Origin of the sequence: Pseudoalteromonas pernae (assembly GCF_039831865.1) — a bacterium.
Lineage (GTDB): Bacteria > Pseudomonadota > Gammaproteobacteria > Enterobacterales > Alteromonadaceae > Pseudoalteromonas > Pseudoalteromonas pernae.
Genome location: NZ_JBDODM010000004.1, coordinates 219,919 through 234,550, shown reverse-complemented (window position 1 = coordinate 234,550; position 14,632 = coordinate 219,919). Strand labels below are relative to the sequence as shown.

14 protein-coding genes and 3 tRNA genes are annotated in these 14,632 nt (G+C 46.3%); 8 read left to right on the top strand and 9 right to left on the bottom strand.

Annotated features, from left to right (window positions below; all coding sequences use genetic code 11):
* The gene (locus V1358_RS11320) at window positions 1–1,488 is read right to left on the bottom strand and encodes an NAD(P)H-hydrate dehydratase (protein ID WP_347393601.1); all 1,488 of its coding nucleotides are present in this window, start codon (window positions 1,486–1,488) and stop codon (window positions 1–3) included.
* 12 nt (window positions 1,489–1,500) lie between these two features.
* On the opposite strand from V1358_RS11320, the gene queG reads away from it, so the two are divergent.
* Entirely contained in the window at window positions 1,501–2,667 is a 1,167-nt protein-coding gene (queG, locus tag V1358_RS11315; protein ID WP_347391176.1) for a tRNA epoxyqueuosine(34) reductase QueG, read from the top strand.
* Here queG and V1358_RS11310 read toward each other — a convergent pair whose 3' ends face one another.
* From V1358_RS11310 to orn, 7 genes are all read right to left on the bottom strand, one after another.
* Window positions 2,668–3,792 carry a response regulator gene (locus tag V1358_RS11310; RefSeq protein WP_347393600.1) on the bottom strand — a complete coding sequence of 375 codons (1,125 nt, stop codon included), beginning with the start codon at window positions 3,790–3,792 and terminating at the stop codon, window positions 2,668–2,670. It abuts the gene before it with no gap.
* 56 nt (window positions 3,793–3,848) lie between these two features.
* The gene (locus tag V1358_RS11305; RefSeq protein ID WP_347393599.1) at window positions 3,849–5,819 is read right to left on the bottom strand and encodes a sensor histidine kinase; all 1,971 of its coding nucleotides are present in this window, start codon (window positions 5,817–5,819) and stop codon (window positions 3,849–3,851) included.
* Between the two features lie 26 nt (window positions 5,820–5,845).
* Window positions 5,846–7,960 (bottom strand): methyl-accepting chemotaxis protein, encoded by a 2,115-nt coding sequence (locus V1358_RS11300; protein WP_347391179.1) that lies wholly within the window; start codon window positions 7,958–7,960, stop codon window positions 5,846–5,848.
* A gap of 150 nt (window positions 7,961–8,110) precedes the next feature.
* Window positions 8,111–8,186: transfer RNA gene (locus V1358_RS11295), tRNA-Gly, on the bottom strand.
* 135 nt (window positions 8,187–8,321) lie between these two features.
* Window positions 8,322–8,397 (bottom strand) — tRNA-Gly (locus V1358_RS11290).
* A 135-nt stretch (window positions 8,398–8,532) separates the two neighbouring features.
* Window positions 8,533–8,608: transfer RNA gene (locus tag V1358_RS11285), tRNA-Gly, on the bottom strand.
* Between the two features lie 178 nt (window positions 8,609–8,786).
* Window positions 8,787–9,332: an oligoribonuclease gene (orn, locus tag V1358_RS11280; RefSeq protein ID WP_347393598.1), complete on the bottom strand. Its 546-nt coding sequence runs from the start codon at window positions 9,330–9,332 to the stop codon at window positions 8,787–8,789.
* A 116-nt stretch (window positions 9,333–9,448) separates the two neighbouring features.
* On the opposite strand from orn, the gene rsgA reads away from it, so the two are divergent.
* Window positions 9,449–10,510: a small ribosomal subunit biogenesis GTPase RsgA gene (gene rsgA / locus V1358_RS11275; RefSeq protein ID WP_347393597.1), complete on the top strand. Its 1,062-nt coding sequence runs from the start codon at window positions 9,449–9,451 to the stop codon at window positions 10,508–10,510.
* A 70-nt stretch (window positions 10,511–10,580) separates the two neighbouring features.
* On the top strand, window positions 10,581–11,447 hold the full coding sequence (gene asd / locus V1358_RS11270) for an archaetidylserine decarboxylase (RefSeq protein WP_347393596.1): 867 nt from the start codon (window positions 10,581–10,583) through the stop codon (window positions 11,445–11,447).
* Here the strand turns inward: asd and V1358_RS11265 are convergent.
* Window positions 11,440–11,934, bottom strand: coding sequence for a GNAT family N-acetyltransferase (locus tag V1358_RS11265; protein ID WP_347391183.1), 495 nt, complete (start codon window positions 11,932–11,934; stop codon window positions 11,440–11,442). The two genes, asd and V1358_RS11265, sit on opposite strands and share 8 nt — an antisense overlap.
* Window positions 11,935–12,013: 79 nt before the next feature.
* Between V1358_RS11265 and V1358_RS11260 the strand changes: the two genes are divergently transcribed.
* The 5 genes from V1358_RS11260 (at window position 12,014) to V1358_RS11240 (ending at window position 14,630) form a co-directional block, all read left to right on the top strand.
* Window positions 12,014–12,556, top strand: coding sequence for a glutathione peroxidase (locus V1358_RS11260; RefSeq protein ID WP_347393595.1), 543 nt, complete (start codon window positions 12,014–12,016; stop codon window positions 12,554–12,556).
* A gap of 95 nt (window positions 12,557–12,651) precedes the next feature.
* A complete protein-coding gene (locus V1358_RS11255) occupies window positions 12,652–12,933 on the top strand; it encodes a peptidylprolyl isomerase (protein WP_347391185.1) in 282 nt (93 codons plus the stop codon).
* 70 nt (window positions 12,934–13,003) lie between these two features.
* The gene (locus tag V1358_RS11250; RefSeq protein ID WP_347391186.1) at window positions 13,004–13,591 is read left to right on the top strand and encodes a glutathione S-transferase family protein; all 588 of its coding nucleotides are present in this window, start codon (window positions 13,004–13,006) and stop codon (window positions 13,589–13,591) included.
* Between the two features lie 5 nt (window positions 13,592–13,596).
* Window positions 13,597–13,950, top strand: coding sequence for a DUF2750 domain-containing protein (locus tag V1358_RS11245; protein ID WP_347393594.1), 354 nt, complete (start codon window positions 13,597–13,599; stop codon window positions 13,948–13,950).
* A gap of 5 nt (window positions 13,951–13,955) precedes the next feature.
* Window positions 13,956–14,630, top strand: a complete 675-nt coding sequence (locus V1358_RS11240; protein WP_347393593.1) for a site-specific integrase — start codon at window positions 13,956–13,958, stop codon at window positions 14,628–14,630.
* Window positions 14,631–14,632: the final 2 nt, after the last annotated feature.

The following is a 14,632-nucleotide window of genomic DNA, read 5'->3' as shown; positions in this document are numbered from 1 at the left end:
TTATCCTACTAACGATCTCAAAACTGGAAATAAATCACTGGCCAGCAGCCCTTTACCACCTTGGGCTGAAGCTTGCTGCGCAGCAAAGCCATGTAAATAGGCTCCCAGACATGCTGCATCACGCTCATTTAGGCCTTGTGCCAGCAACGACGCAATGATACCAGATAATACATCACCCATACCCGCACTCGCTAGTACCTCCGAACCACTGCTATTGATATACATTCCTTGGTCATGAGCGATCAAAGTACCAGGGCCTTTCAATAAAGCGGTAACATGAAATTTTCGCGCCAGTGTCTTGGCGGCATCAAATCGATTACCTTCAATATTGGCAACTGTGCTTTGTAACAAACGAGCGGCCTCTTTGGGGTGGGGCGTAAGCACCGCATTTTTGATATCCACAGGATGCTGAGCAAAAAGATTGAGGGCATCTGCATCCATCACCTTAGGTGTATTCTTGCTATGAGAGAGTACCTGCTGAAGCAGACTTTTAGCCCATTCACATTGCCCTAATCCTGGGCCAATTGCGACAACATCTGCTTTATCCAGCAAAGGGATTAATTCTCTCGCATCCTTGATACCGTGGACCATTAACTCATAACGCCCTTGCAGTACCGCGGCAACGTTCTCAGGGTGCGTCGCCACACTGACAAGCCCAGCACCACAACGTAATGCGGCTTCTGCACATAATCGCGCCGCACCAGCCATGCCTAAGCCGCCGGCCACAACCAACACATGACCAGCTGTACCTTTATGGCTGCTAGGGGCACGATAAATCCGTTTTTGCATCATCTGCTCATGCATTAAGCGCTTAGCGCTGGGCACGCAAAGATGCGAAAATGCTTGATCGATACCCAAAGGAGCAAACCATAACACGCCACATTGTTCTTTAGCTCGCCCAGTTAATAGGCCTTGCTTGAGGCCGATAAAGGTAATGGTATGATGCGCTGCAAATGCATGCGCGTGCACTTCACCAGTTAAGGCGTTGACTCCGCTTGGCACATCAATCGCAATACGCGTTGCTTTTGCTTCATTAAGGCGCTCGAAATGCGCTTGTAGCTCTTGCTCCAAGGGTCTATCTAAACCAATACCAAACACCGCATCAACAATCACCCCATAGCGATTCAAACTCGGTTGATGTACACATTGCCCTGCGGAAGATTTGTAAGCCTCATACATGGATTTAGCGTCACCAGACAAACGAGATGGACTCATCAGCGGCCACACATCCACGTCATAGCCTGCTTCTCGCAACTGCTGCGCAACTACAAAACCATCACCGGCATTATTGCCACATCCGGTGATCACCAAAACTGCATGTTGCTTAGTGTAATGGCGCATAAGCCAGTGTGCGACGACTGCCCCAGCATTGCTCATCAGTGCACTCATGCTCACTGCGCAGTGTTTGGCGGCCACGCTCTCGTATTCCTTCAATTGTTGGGGAGTGTATGCTTGGTGTGGTAAATTAGTACTGTAGCTCAAATCCATGGTTGTTTACTTTTGCCTCAAAACACTCTTAATTATCCTGAACTAGCCCTGCAAATTAAGCAATGGGCCAACGAACTTGGTTTTGCTGATGCAGCGATTTGTGACATTGACCTTAGTCAGCACGAAGCGCAGTTGCAACGTTGGTTAGATTTAGGCTATCACGGTGAAATGAGCTTTATGGCTGAACACGGCACCAAGCGCAGTCGCCCCGATGAACTTGTGCCCGGCACAGTGCGTGTCATCGCACTAAAAATGCATTATTTGCCGCCGGATGCCGGGTTTGCCAGAACCTTAAACGATCCAAACAAAGCCTACATAAGCCGTTATGCATTAGGTCGTGATTACCACAAACTTATGCGCAATCGCATAAAAAACCTGGGTCAGCGTATTCGTGAACATGTTAGCGAGCTGGGGTTTCGCCCATTTGTAGACTCAGCCCCTGTTTTGGAACGCCAACTTGCCGAAAAAGCTGGGCTTGGTTTCATAGGTAAGCATAGTTTACTCATTGATAAAAAAGCAGGTTCTTGGTTCTTTCTCGGTGAACTGTTTATCGACATTCCACTGCCTGTGGACGAGCCAACAAACAATGAATCAAGCCAAGGTGAGTGTGGAAAATGCGTGGCATGCATCACCATGTGCCCGACTGGCGCGATTGTTGAGCCTTTCGTGATTGACGCACGCAAGTGTATTTCCTATCTAACTATTGAACTAAAAGGCGCAATTCCTGAGGAATATCGCCATGCAATGGGAAATCGTATTTACGGCTGTGATGATTGCCAGCTAATTTGCCCATGGAATCGTTACGGCGAAATTACCCAAGAGGCTGATTTCCATGCACGCGAGCAACTCAAAGATAAAGACCTTTTGAGCTTATTCCAATGGGATGAACACACTTTCCTGAAGCACACTGAAGGCAGCCCAATTCGCCGCATCGGCCATCAACGTTGGTTGCGCAACATTGCCATTGCCCTCGGCAATGCCCCATTTAGTGAAGAAGTAGTCGCGGCGCTCACAGAAAAATTGACACTAGGTGATAAGCTGGTCAATGAGCACATCCACTGGGCATTGGCGCAACAAGAACGAAAACGCTCTGTGATTGCGGTGGAAATAATTCCTACTGAGAAAAAGACACAGCGCTTAATCCGCGCTGTGCAAAAAGGATTACCGCGAGACGCCTAGTTATTCGAGTAACTTGGCAAGATCTTGCTCGATGCGTTCAAACGCTGAGCGCACTTGTTCCACAGAATCAGCTCTGGCCACCGATTTTTGAATGGTATCGTCGACTTTTTTGTAGATGAACAACTCTTGGTCTTCGTCTAACCCCATCATCGGTATGCGTGATTCCAAATCTTCTTGTAACGAGCGAAATACTTGCTCGTTTTCTGCACGCGTGTTGTCCATTAGCGACATTAACCCACGGAATTGCTCTTCAATACGCGTAACGGCATCAGATAATTGTTGCTGGCGTTGCTCAAGTGCTTTGCGGGTAAGAATCGCGCCTAACTGTTGTTCGGTAACACTCACTAGGAAACACACGTGATCACGAATACGCCCGTGCTTTTCAGGCTCATGTTCCGGCATATTGAGGATCAACAAACTCACGGTTTCATAGTTGACCAGCAGTCGTTGTGAAAATTCATGTAGCCGGCCACGACTTTTGAGCATATCAAAAAGCTCTATGACAATCGGCGAACACACACCTGAGAGCGCAAAGTGGTGAGTGTCATCGCCCACACGAAGCTCTGCATTACTTTGCAAGCCGAAGCGATTGAGGCAATGCAGCAGCTCAACTCCTAGTTGCTCTATCTCCCAAATATCACCAATACGTTCAACATAATTGACGATTTCGCCCATCTCAGAGCTATTAGCCATGGCATTGAACGCGGTTGAGGTCGCATCGTCCACTTGCTGTTGTAAGCTCTCCTTCTCCTCTAGGAACCCCTTGAGGTGCATCAGTTTGGACTTTAATTCGTCGTGACTAAACGGCTTAACTATGTAGTCCTCTGCACCTACAGCATATCCCTCCATACGCTCTTCAACAGTGCCGCGGGCCGATACAAACATCACAACTATATCTTCGGTTTCAGGATTCGCTTTGAGTTGGCGACACACATCATAGCCATTCATATCCGGCATGCTGACGTCCAATAAAATCACATCAGGATGATACTCACCAACAATAGCTAGGCATGCGGGACCACTATCAACCATTTTCAATTCAAATTCCTCGCTTTCAAGGATTTCTTCTATGATCTCAAGGTTGTATTCTTCGTCGTCTACCGCCAGTACTTTTTGCACCGTCATACGCCCGTCCTTTCATACTTATTTCTTACATTAACTATAGTCAAAATTCGTCCATGTCATTGATTTTGTGTCGCATCTCGCGGTTGTGTGCGAGGTAATCGCAACTCAATTATCGTACCGCCCTCTGGATTGAGCATAGCCTTGATGTGCCCCGAATGTAACAGCACAAACTCGCGACACAAAGCTAACCCTAGGCCAGTTCCTCCCGCCCCTCTATCTGTTTGACTACTCTGTGAAAATTTATCAAAAACGTGTTCTAACTCTGGCTCAGGAATACCAATACCATTGTCGATTACTTGAATAACCATCTCGCTACCCACATCACTCAGAACTACTTGGATAGCACTTTTTTCGGGGCTGAATTTAAGTGCATTGCCCAACAGGTTAGTCATAATTTGCGTAATTTGCGCACTATCACACTCAATTTCATGATCCTGACACTGAGATTGCACCTGTAATTCAATATGCTTTTCAATCGCTGTGCCGGACACATCATCGATGCTCGCTTCAATAAGTTGGCGAATGTTTACCCGGTGTGGATGAAACGGAAATTTACCGACATCGAGTTTCGACAAATCAAGCAGGTTATTGAGTAACGACAACAATCGCGTACCACTGGTTTGGATGCGCTCTAAGTACTTGGTCAATTTCTCTATCGGAGCTTCACCTTGGCGCAATTTATCCAAGCCGAATTTGGAAAAGCTGAGAATAGAATGCATCGGTGTGCGCAATTCATGAGACATGTTCGCCAAAAATTCTGACTTACTTTTGTTGGCAGCCTCTGCGGCATCTTTAGCTTTTTCAAGTTCTTGGGTACGCTCTCTCACCCTTAGTTCTAACTCTGAACGCGCCTCTTCAAGCACTGCTTGTTTTTCTTTGAGCTCAGTGACATTTTTGAAAATAACGGCATAAGCAATCGCCCCGTGATAATCAACTTCACTAAAGGACGCAACCATAGCTATTAAGCCTCGATGAGCAGTTTGCACCTCAATTTCACAGCGGTATTGATTGAGGCTAACGCCCCCGCCTATCGCCTTTACAAGCTCTCCTTCGGATTGAGGGCTGAGGTAGTTGAATAAAGAAACTTTACCGACATGCTCACTGTCAATATTCAATAGTTGCTCTGCGGCATCATTGGCATCAATAAGGTCGCCATTGCGTGCAAAAATGATCACTGCATCGGGAGTGTTTTTAAAGATCACTCGCAGCAGGCTATCTTTTTCAATCAATGCATCGACGGTATCTTGCAAACGCTCAACAAGCTGCGCATTGTGGCGCTTGAGTAACTCGTTCTGCCAAAGTTTGTGCACCGATTGCATCAGCATATTGTGATCAGCGGGAAGCTCAATCACACTTTCAATGCCAATTCGTATCGCTTCAAGTAGCTCAGCTTTGTGCGTATCTTTGGCAAGTAAAATACATCGACAATGGGGTCTCACACGGCGCAACTGCTGGTAAATATCGCTACCACTTTCATCACCAACACGGTAATAGGTGATAAGGATATCGATGTTCTGATCTGCGTTTATCGACAGTACTTCAACCAAAGAGTTAGCACGAGTAACCTTGATATGAGCACCTTCCAACCAACCTCGAATATCTTCTGATTCGTCTGACTGCGCCGCCAGCACCACATTGGGTAAAGACAAAGACTGTGGGCCATCTATCTCCAAAGTGCTTTCGAAAAGCGCGCTAATTTCTTTGTTTTCAAAAAATGGGTAAATAACTTGTGCGTTGAAAAACAGTTTATTGAGTTCAGCAAAATTGGTGAACACCTCTCCTTGCTCAGCCTTGGGTGCCAATAATGCCAAACTGGTGTCCGCAATGTGTGGTTTCAGTTGCTGCGCAATGTGCAGTGGTACGCCATGGGCAATCACATACATATCTGCAGGCTCTAATGTGGCGTCCTGATCCAAGGTGGAGAAATGAACCAGCTTTACTTCACACTCAAGCAATTCAAGCAACACCTTGATGCGCATTGCCAGCACACTTGTGGCGTCAATAATGAGTATTTGCCGTTTAATCATCGTGTGACAATTTCCCCACCCTAGAATTAAGTCTTCAACCGGCTCAATTGCGCATCTTGCTCTTGCACCAGCTGAATCAATTCTCTTGAACCATTACCGGTTTGTTTTGATAAATCAGCCAAATGCGATGCGGCATCAGAAATCATCGTGAGATTACGGTTTATTTCCTCGGTTACCGAGCTTTGCTCTTCTGCGGCCGTAGCGATGTGCGTTACCTGATTCGTGATTTCATTTACTTTTTCGACCACTTCGTGCAACGCTTCAAACGCGCTCGAGGTTTGTGCAACGGCATCACCTGCGCGCGACACTCCCTGCTCGATAATGCCAGACGCACTGCTTACTTCTTGCTGCAACCGGGTAATGAGGTCGCTAATATCGTCCGTGGAAGCACGGGTCTTCGAGGCTAAGGCTCTTACTTCATCCGCAACCACCGCAAATCCTCGCCCTTGTTCACCTGCACGTGCGGCTTCAATCGCAGCGTTTAGCGCCAACAGATTAGTTTGCTCGGCAATGGTTCTGATCACATCGAGAATTTGGTTAATGTCATTACTGCGAGAAGCAACTTTAGAAACCGCGTCGTTAGCATCATTAATTTCCGAAGACATGGTTTGCACCTGCTCAACCGCTTGTGAGAGGCTACGTTCGCTAACTTGCACCAAGCGATTAATTTCTTCAGTTTGTTGCGCCGATTGCTCAGACGCACGAGCAACCTCTAGGGCTGTGGAGCTCATCTCATTCATTGCGGTGACAACACTTTCAATTTCGCTGAACTGGCGCTCTACGTTTTCTTGGGTGTGTACGGCCACATCTGAGGCTGTATTCGCTTGCCCCATGGTGCGCTCAGACAATTGCTTCAACTGTGCTATCAACGCCCGCAACTTATCGATAAAAGCATTAAACCCATTCCCAAGCGCGATGAGCTCAGCATGAGTGTCTACGTGCAGTGATTGCGTTAAATCCCCCTCGGAACTGGCAAGATTTTCCATACGAAGCCTGATTTGCTCTATGGGTTTAACAATCGTACGCGTGAGCAAATACATCATCGCTGTGGCCGCTGTTAGCACAACTAAAGCGACAATAATGAGTACTGTTTTTAATTCATAGGCGTTGTCGATAAGATTTGTTTGCAACTGTCGCGCCCCCGCCATGGCCAATTCTTCAGGCACCTCTATCACAAGTTTCCATGTTGACTCAGCGAGTTTCACTTTAATTGGGTAGCTCACTACAAATCGACCTCCAATTTGCGATACATCGACATTCCTAGCGCTGTCGATTTGCTGCCAAACAGCAGCATCTACAACGCCGGAAAGCGCTTTGCCCAAATCAGCCTTATAGTGGCTGCTACCCACAATCAAGCCTCTGGCACTGATCAGGGAGACTTTCGCATTGCCTTGATATAAGGCCGACGACAGTTCTTCGGTGACTTTCTGAAAAATAGGGAGGTTTAAATCGATACCCGCAACCCCGATTGATTGACCATTGGCTAAGATAGGCGCCGTGAGAGAAGTCATCATTTCCGAGTTACCCGGAGAAATTTCGTAGAGGTAAGGTTCCATCAGACAAGGTTTTTTCGTATCGATGGCACACAAATACCACTCTGCTTCACGAATCCCCATGTCATTGACGGTTGCCACATGCTTTTCATCTGCATCTTCGACAACTTGCTGCTCGATGGAGCCATCAGCATTTCGCACCATGTAGATTTCTAAAGAGCCATGCCCTGGAACTGAATGTTGGTAGCCGGATAAATACTGATCATCCGCGCCATCATAAGCATTGTCTTCAAACTGAGAATAAATCGATGAAACTATGGTGTTTTGAGTGAGCACTGCATGATTGATTGCCTCAATATCATCTCGTGACAACGGATCGCTTTGCGTGCGCCCCAAAATGCCAGCCATAGTGTAAGGAATGCGATAAGCTTCATTGATCAAGCCAAGAATTTTTTCACCATCTTGACCCGCCTTAGCTAGCAGCTTTTGCTCAACCTCAGCACTGATGAGGGCATTTGCTTGCTTCATTGCTTCGTCATTACTGGCTTCCAGTTGCCACCATAAAATGCCGATTAATAAAGTCACCGCAAGAAAGAGAGCACCGCAACTGGCGAGCAGTAATTTTTTAGCTAAAGGCTGACTACGCATTCGCTAACACCTTGATAATGAATAACTAGGTAAAGCTTAGCTTAGCGCGACTAAATAGGTAAAAAAAATAACATAATCAAACGCTTGAACCCAATAGAGGTACGAAAGAATAGTTCTGTAGATTGGCTTTGGAGTGTAATTATAGAGAGTTGGAGCGGCACACGAGGTTCGAACTCGTGACCTCGACCTTGGCAAGGTCGCGCTCTACCAGCTGAGCTAGTGCCGCTTCATAGGTCGCTCTTAGTTTTATCGCTGGTCGCAACCTTAAGGTCGCGGCTTCGCAATTTAGCAGCTGAGCTAGTACTGCTTCACAAGTTACTCGAAAAATAAAATTCAACAGTTGAGCAAACTATTGAAAGTTTGGAGCGGCACACGAGGTTCGAACTCGTGACCTCGACCTTGGCAAGGTCGCGCTCTACCAGCTGAGCTAGTGCCGCTTCATAGGTCGCTCTTTTTTTTATCGCTGGTCGCAACCTTGAGGTCGCGGCTTCGCAATTTAGCAGCTGAGCTAGCGCTGCTTCATAGGTTACTCGAAAAATAAAATCCAACAGTTGAGCAAACTATTGAAAGTTTGGAGCGGCACACGAGGTTCGAACTCGTGACCTCGACCTTGGCAAGGTCGCGCTCTACCAGCTGAGCTAGTGCCGCTTCATAAAATGCTCGTTTTTTATCGCTGGTCGCAACCTTGAGGTCGCGGCTTCGCAATTTAGCAGCTGAGCGAGTGCTGCTTTATAGGTGCATAAAACTTGAGCGTTGCTGTTCGTCTTAAGCGGGGCAGGATTCTACAATATTGCCCCCTCTTTGCAAGCCCTTTTTTGGCATTTTTTTAAATTTTGAAGATTTCTGTACGATAAACCTGCAATTCCATGATGGAATCCTTAATATCGTCCAGCGCAAGATGTGATCCTTGCTTTTTGACCTTGGTTAAAACCTCAGGGTGCCAGCGACGTGCAAGCTCTTTAATCGTGCTCACATCAATGCTGCGATAATGGAAGTAATTGTCTAGCTCTAGCATGTAGCGCACTAAGAAACGACGGTCTTGGCCAATCGAGTTGCCACACAAAGGCGACGCCCCTTTTGGAACCCACTGCTGCAAAAAGGCGATGGTTTCAGCCATTGCTTCTTGCTCACTCACCGTACTGGCTTTGACGCGCGCCGTTAAACCTGATTTACCATGTTGGTTAGTGCACCACTCATCCATCGAGTCAAGTAACTCATCACTTTGATGAATAGCAATCACCGGACCTTGAGCAAGAATATTGAGTTCACTGTCAGTCACTATGGTGGCAATCTCTAAAATACGATCCTGTTCAGGGTCTAAGCCTGTCATTTCCAAATCTAACCACACTAAGTTTGTTTCATTCACAGCCATATCAACCCAACCTTTGCTTTACTTTCGGTTTAACGCAATAACATATATCATATTAGCTTACCTCATAGACCTAAAGCTTTTTTACGAGCTTTAACTTAGCTAAATACAGAGACCGCGTGGCAAAAAAGAAAAAACTGTCCAAAGGCCAAACTCGACGCATTCGAGCGAACCATGAAAAGCGCTTACAACGCGCCAAAGAAAGCCCAACTGACAACACACCTCAAACTGAGTTCGACTCTGATAATCTTGGAAATCAAGAACCCGGAGTTGTGGTCAGTCGCTTTGGACAACATGCCGATATAGAAACCCCTGACGGAGATGTACTGCGCTGTAATATCCGTCGAACAGTGGGGAGCTTAGTGTGTGGTGATGAAGTTTTATTCCGTCGCGCCAATGTCAGCGATGGCGATATCGCGGGTGTCGTTGAACTAGTCGAAGAACGCCGTTCGCAGCTAACTCGCCCTGATTTCTATGACGGTGTAAAAGTTGTTGCTGCCAACATCGACCAAATTCTGATGGTATCCGCGGTGGTGCCAGAGTTCAGTACACAAATCATCGACCGTTATATCGTTGCCTGTGAAGACATGGGGATCCCACCTGTGTTACTACTCAATAAAATAGACATGTTAGATGACGAAGACCGTGACATGTTTGTTGAAATCTTGGCTGAGTATCATGAACTCGGCTACGATATCCACCTTGTCAGTAGCCACAGTGGTGAGGGCATGGAGACTATCAAAGAAAAATTGGTAGGTAAAAACAGTATCTTTGTGGGTCAAAGTGGTGTGGGCAAATCAAGTCTGGTCAATTCCCTACTACCTGACGCGGAAATCCTCACACAAGAGGTGTCGTCTAATAGTGGTTTAGGTCAACACACCACCACCGTATCTCGTCTGCATCACTTGCCAAGCGGCGGTAACTTGATTGACTCTCCAGGGATCCGGGAGTTTGGTTTGTGGCACCTTGAACCTGAGCGCGTGGCTTGGTGTTTCAAAGAGTTCCGCCAATTCTTAGGTGGCTGTAAATTTAGAGACTGCAAGCACCTAGATGACCCTGGTTGCTTGTTACGTGAAGCAGTTGAAAACGGTGATATCGCCGAGTTTCGCTTTGACAACTACCACCGTATTATCGAATCTATGGCAGACGGCCGAGCTGGGGCTCGAAACCCTCGTGTTTAATAAGCACATAAAGTAAACTGCCGATTAAACAGACCCTTATAGTCATAAAATATATTTTGAGAATTACACTGTGAACTTAGATAAAGTAAAGATTGCGTTTCAATATGCTCTACCAAAACATGGCGTTTCTCGTCTTGTAGGAAAGCTAGCGGCAGCAAAAGCAGGCAAGCTAACAACTGCGCTCATCAAGTTGTTTATCAAACAATACAAAATTGATATGAGCGAAGCACTGCATGAGGCTCCTGAGCATTACGCTACTTTTAATGAGTTCTTCACTCGTCCACTCAAGCCTGGTATCCGCCAGCTTGCCGAAGAAGAAAACATCGTTGCTCATCCCGTGGATGGTGCGATTAGCCAATTAGGTGACATTCTTGATGGTCAATTGGTACAAGCTAAAGGTCACTACTACAGTCTCGAAGCCTTGCTTGGCGGTAAAGCACAAGATGCGGAACCTTTTCTAGGTGGTAAGTTTGCCACTATTTACCTTGCACCTAAGGACTACCACCGTATTCACATGCCTGTTGATGGTACATTAACACGCATGATTTACGTGCCGGGCGACTTGTTCTCAGTGAACCCACTGACCGCACAAAACGTACCGAACCTTTTTGCTCGTAACGAGCGTGTAGTGGCTATTTTCGACACCGATATGGGCCCGCTTGCTATGGTCCTTGTGGGCGCCACGATTGTTGCCAGCATTGAGACTGTTTGGGCTGGCACAGTCACGCCACCAGCGGGTAAAGACGTATTTAGTTGGGACTATCCAACCACTGGCGATCGTGCAATTCATCTGAAAAAAGGTGAAGAGATGGGCCGTTTTAAATTGGGCTCAACGGTTGTATTGGCTTGGGGTGCGAATCAAGCTGACTTCCTTGACTCTGAAGTGCCAGAGGCAGTCACGCGCATGGGCACCCCATTTGCGAAGAGAACTAACTAGTCAACACAAGTGACTTACCTAGGATGGTCAAACTGTATAATTGACCATCCATCTTCGCGACATTCGGCAACTCTCCCCAATGACTAAAGCCGGCACTTTTGAATAGTTTCAAGCTCACTGTATTGTGGCTAAAAATAAACGCCAACAAGGTCGTTATCCCCAAACGTTGTGCTTCGTGCTCAACAAACTGCACACTTTGTTTTCCTAGCCCTTTACCACGCACTGTCTCGCACAGGTAAATCGCTACTTCGACCGTTTGATCGTAAGCAGGGCGACCGTAAAACGATTTAAAGCTCACCCATCCCACAACGCGACCTTGTTCTTTGTAAACATAAATGGGGCGGGCGTCATGATGCGACAAAAACCATTCTCTGCGCGACTCTACAGTCACAGTCTCTGTATCAGCTGTCACCATGCGGCTCGGGATTGTTTGATTATAAATGGCTACAATATCGGGTAAATCATGAAGCTGGGCTTTTTCAAACATAACTGGCTAAAATAGTAGTTGATCACTTGTTGTGATAATAACGTAGTAATGACTCTAAACAATTAAAAAGAGAGCAAAAATGATTAAGGCGATATTTCCTGCATTAGCGTTACTGAGCGCCAGCTTCGCAACACCCGCTTTTGCGCAACAATGCGACGATTTCACCAATGTCGACGTGAGAAAACTACGCTCAGACGAAACCATTAACCTGTGTGAGTTCAAAGACTCTCCTCTTTTAATCGTTAATACCGCCAGCAACTGCGGCTTTACGCCTCAATTCAAAGAGCTTGAAGAACTGCACAAAAAATACAAAGACCAAGGATTGGTGGTTATCGGGGTGCCTTCAAACGATTTTTTCCAAGAAGAAGATGAAGAAAAAGACACAGCCAAAGTGTGTTTCATCAATTATGGTGTGACCTTTACTATGCTCTCGCCAGCAAGTGTGAGAGGCGATGACGCTCACCCTATATTTAAATATCTAAACGAGCAAACCAGCTCACCGAAATGGAATTTTTATAAATATCTTGTTTCTAAGGACCGCAAGGAGGTAACGCGCTTTAACAGCCGTACTAAACCTATGTCAGATGAAATGATCAGCGCCGTTGAGCTAGCGCTAAAATGACAAACCTCAATCTTTGACTAAACTTAAAGTTGTCCCTCATTTCGAGGGACAATTCGTATTGCAGTATTAATAACAATGATTAAATGGAGTGAAGTATGGCTTTAGCGAGTGCGCGACACATACTGGTAGACAATGAGGCATTGTGCCTCGACCTCAAGGAACAAATAGAACAAGGTGCTGACTTCGCAGAATTAGCAAAAAGACATTCGTTATGTCCAAGTTCACAGGACGGCGGTGCGCTAGGCGAGTTTGGCCCTGGTATGATGGTGCCAGAGTTCGATAAAGTGGTTTTTTCAGCACCATTAAATGTCGTGCAAGGACCTGTGCAAACACAATTCGGTTACCACCTTCTTGAAGTAACTAGCCGCAGCGATTAATTCCTTTAAATTTCAGTTGCATTGACCTCAAAGCCTGTTATGTTGAAGCTCTCAATTCAGAGTTCAGAATATGGCAGGTTTGGCAATGCAATTGTTCGGTTCCAACACATCTCCATACGCTCGTCGTTTACGCATGTTGTGCGAGCAACACAGTCTAAATATTCCTTACGAGCATATCGATATTTTCTCACCCGAAGGGCGTGAAAAACTGCTCTCCTACAGCCCAGTAGCGAAGATCCCGTTTTTAGTCGATGGCGAGCAAGTCATATTAGATTCCAACGTGGTTTTTGAGTACATCACTGAGCAACGAGGTTTAACACCGTTAGATTGGAACGAAAAGAATCTACTGACCACAATCAATGCTGCTAATGACTCAGGTGTGGAGCTCTTACTCAGCCAGCGCTCAGGCCTAGACATTGACTCAGAGAACTTATTTTTCAGCCTACAAAAGAAACGCATCGCCTCGTGCCTTGAAGCGCTCAATAAACAAGTTGAACAAATCCAGCATGATTACCTTCTCATAAGTCTATTCTGTTTGGTGGATTGGCTATCATTTAGAGAAATCGCTGACCTCAGTGCTTACCCTGCGCTACAAGTGTTTTTGCAGCAATATCAGCAAACACCATGGGCGCAGAGCACAGATCCGAGACAAGGCTAACCGTGATGAATGAACAAGATATCGATATCGAATCGCAATGGGACGTGTTCTGTGAACATGTGGAGAAAACCAAAGTCGTATGGCTCTTAGCGTCGGACGATGGCGGCGTCGCGTCGGTGTCCTCGTCATACGATGAGCAACAAGATGTACTTTTACTGTGGCACTCACAAGAACTGGCTGCAGCTCAGTGTGTCGGAGATTGGCAAGGTTTTGAGCCTGTTGATATGCCACTGGATGAAGTCATCGAAGATTTTGCCCCACAGCTGATGGAAGACAATGTCATGGTCGGCATCAACTGGGATCAACAAGTGTGTACGGAGTTATCGGCGAAATCGCTGATCAATGCTTTTACTGATTAACCACTGTGAAAACCCATTTAGGCCGACGCCCATTTTCGAGTATGGAGTTACATACCCTGTTTTCAGGGTATGTCTTCGGTGATGAAAAAATTCCTCGCGAGCAGCCCAAGCATTGGCATTTTTGGCTTCCCTTGTTGGCCTACTACACAGGTGGCTTCAGTGATGAGCTAGGGTGTCTTGAGCTCTCAGACGTCAACGTAAACACCAGTGTTCCGTATTTTCATTTATATACTCATGGCAAGATAAAGCCCCGAAAAATCCCTATTCACCCGCAGTTATTCAACATGGGTTTAACTGACTATCTGGCCTTTCTAGAGCAGCACTCCCACACCCGACTACTTTTCGATTTACCATCAAAATCAGGGCGATACAGTGAAAAAGCGCGCATTTGGTTTTCTGGCGAAGGCGATCGTGCAGGTTATATGCAAAAGTGCCAACTGCCGACTGTTGACCAATATGGTCATAAAACAGCATTGAGCAGCTTACGACTCAACTTTGAGCAATTCACCCGTATCAGCGCGATGCAACTTAACAGCAAAGATGGCTTTCATTATTTGATGGGGCTAAAAGACTATCCCCACGACACCTTTGAAGATTTACGGCTATTGCAAAAAATAGTCAAAGGTGTGCGGGTCATAAATCCGCAGTGCCATTGGCAGCGTTTTGTCGAGCGCCATTAGCC

Bases quoted from the DNA above. Each gene is read 5' to 3' on its own strand.
- V1358_RS11320 (WP_347393601.1), bottom strand. From the start codon at position 1,488: ATGGATTTGAGCTACAGTACTAATTTACCACACCAAGCATACACTCCC.
- V1358_RS11310 (WP_347393600.1), bottom strand. From the start codon at position 3,792: ATGACGGTGCAAAAAGTACTGGCGGTAGACGACGAAGAATACAACCTT.
- V1358_RS11305 (WP_347393599.1), bottom strand. From the start codon at position 5,819: ATGATTAAACGGCAAATACTCATTATTGACGCCACAAGTGTGCTGGCA.
- V1358_RS11300 (WP_347391179.1), bottom strand. From the start codon at position 7,960: ATGCGTAGTCAGCCTTTAGCTAAAAAATTACTGCTCGCCAGTTGCGGT.
- orn (WP_347393598.1), bottom strand. From the start codon at position 9,332: ATGGCTGTGAATGAAACAAACTTAGTGTGGTTAGATTTGGAAATGACA.
- V1358_RS11265 (WP_347391183.1), bottom strand. From the start codon at position 11,934: ATGTTTGAAAAAGCCCAGCTTCATGATTTACCCGATATTGTAGCCATT.
- V1358_RS11260 (WP_347393595.1), top strand. From the start codon at position 12,014: ATGATTAAGGCGATATTTCCTGCATTAGCGTTACTGAGCGCCAGCTTC.
- V1358_RS11255 (WP_347391185.1), top strand. From the start codon at position 12,652: ATGGCTTTAGCGAGTGCGCGACACATACTGGTAGACAATGAGGCATTG.
- V1358_RS11250 (WP_347391186.1), top strand. From the start codon at position 13,004: ATGGCAGGTTTGGCAATGCAATTGTTCGGTTCCAACACATCTCCATAC.
- V1358_RS11245 (WP_347393594.1), top strand. From the start codon at position 13,597: ATGAATGAACAAGATATCGATATCGAATCGCAATGGGACGTGTTCTGT.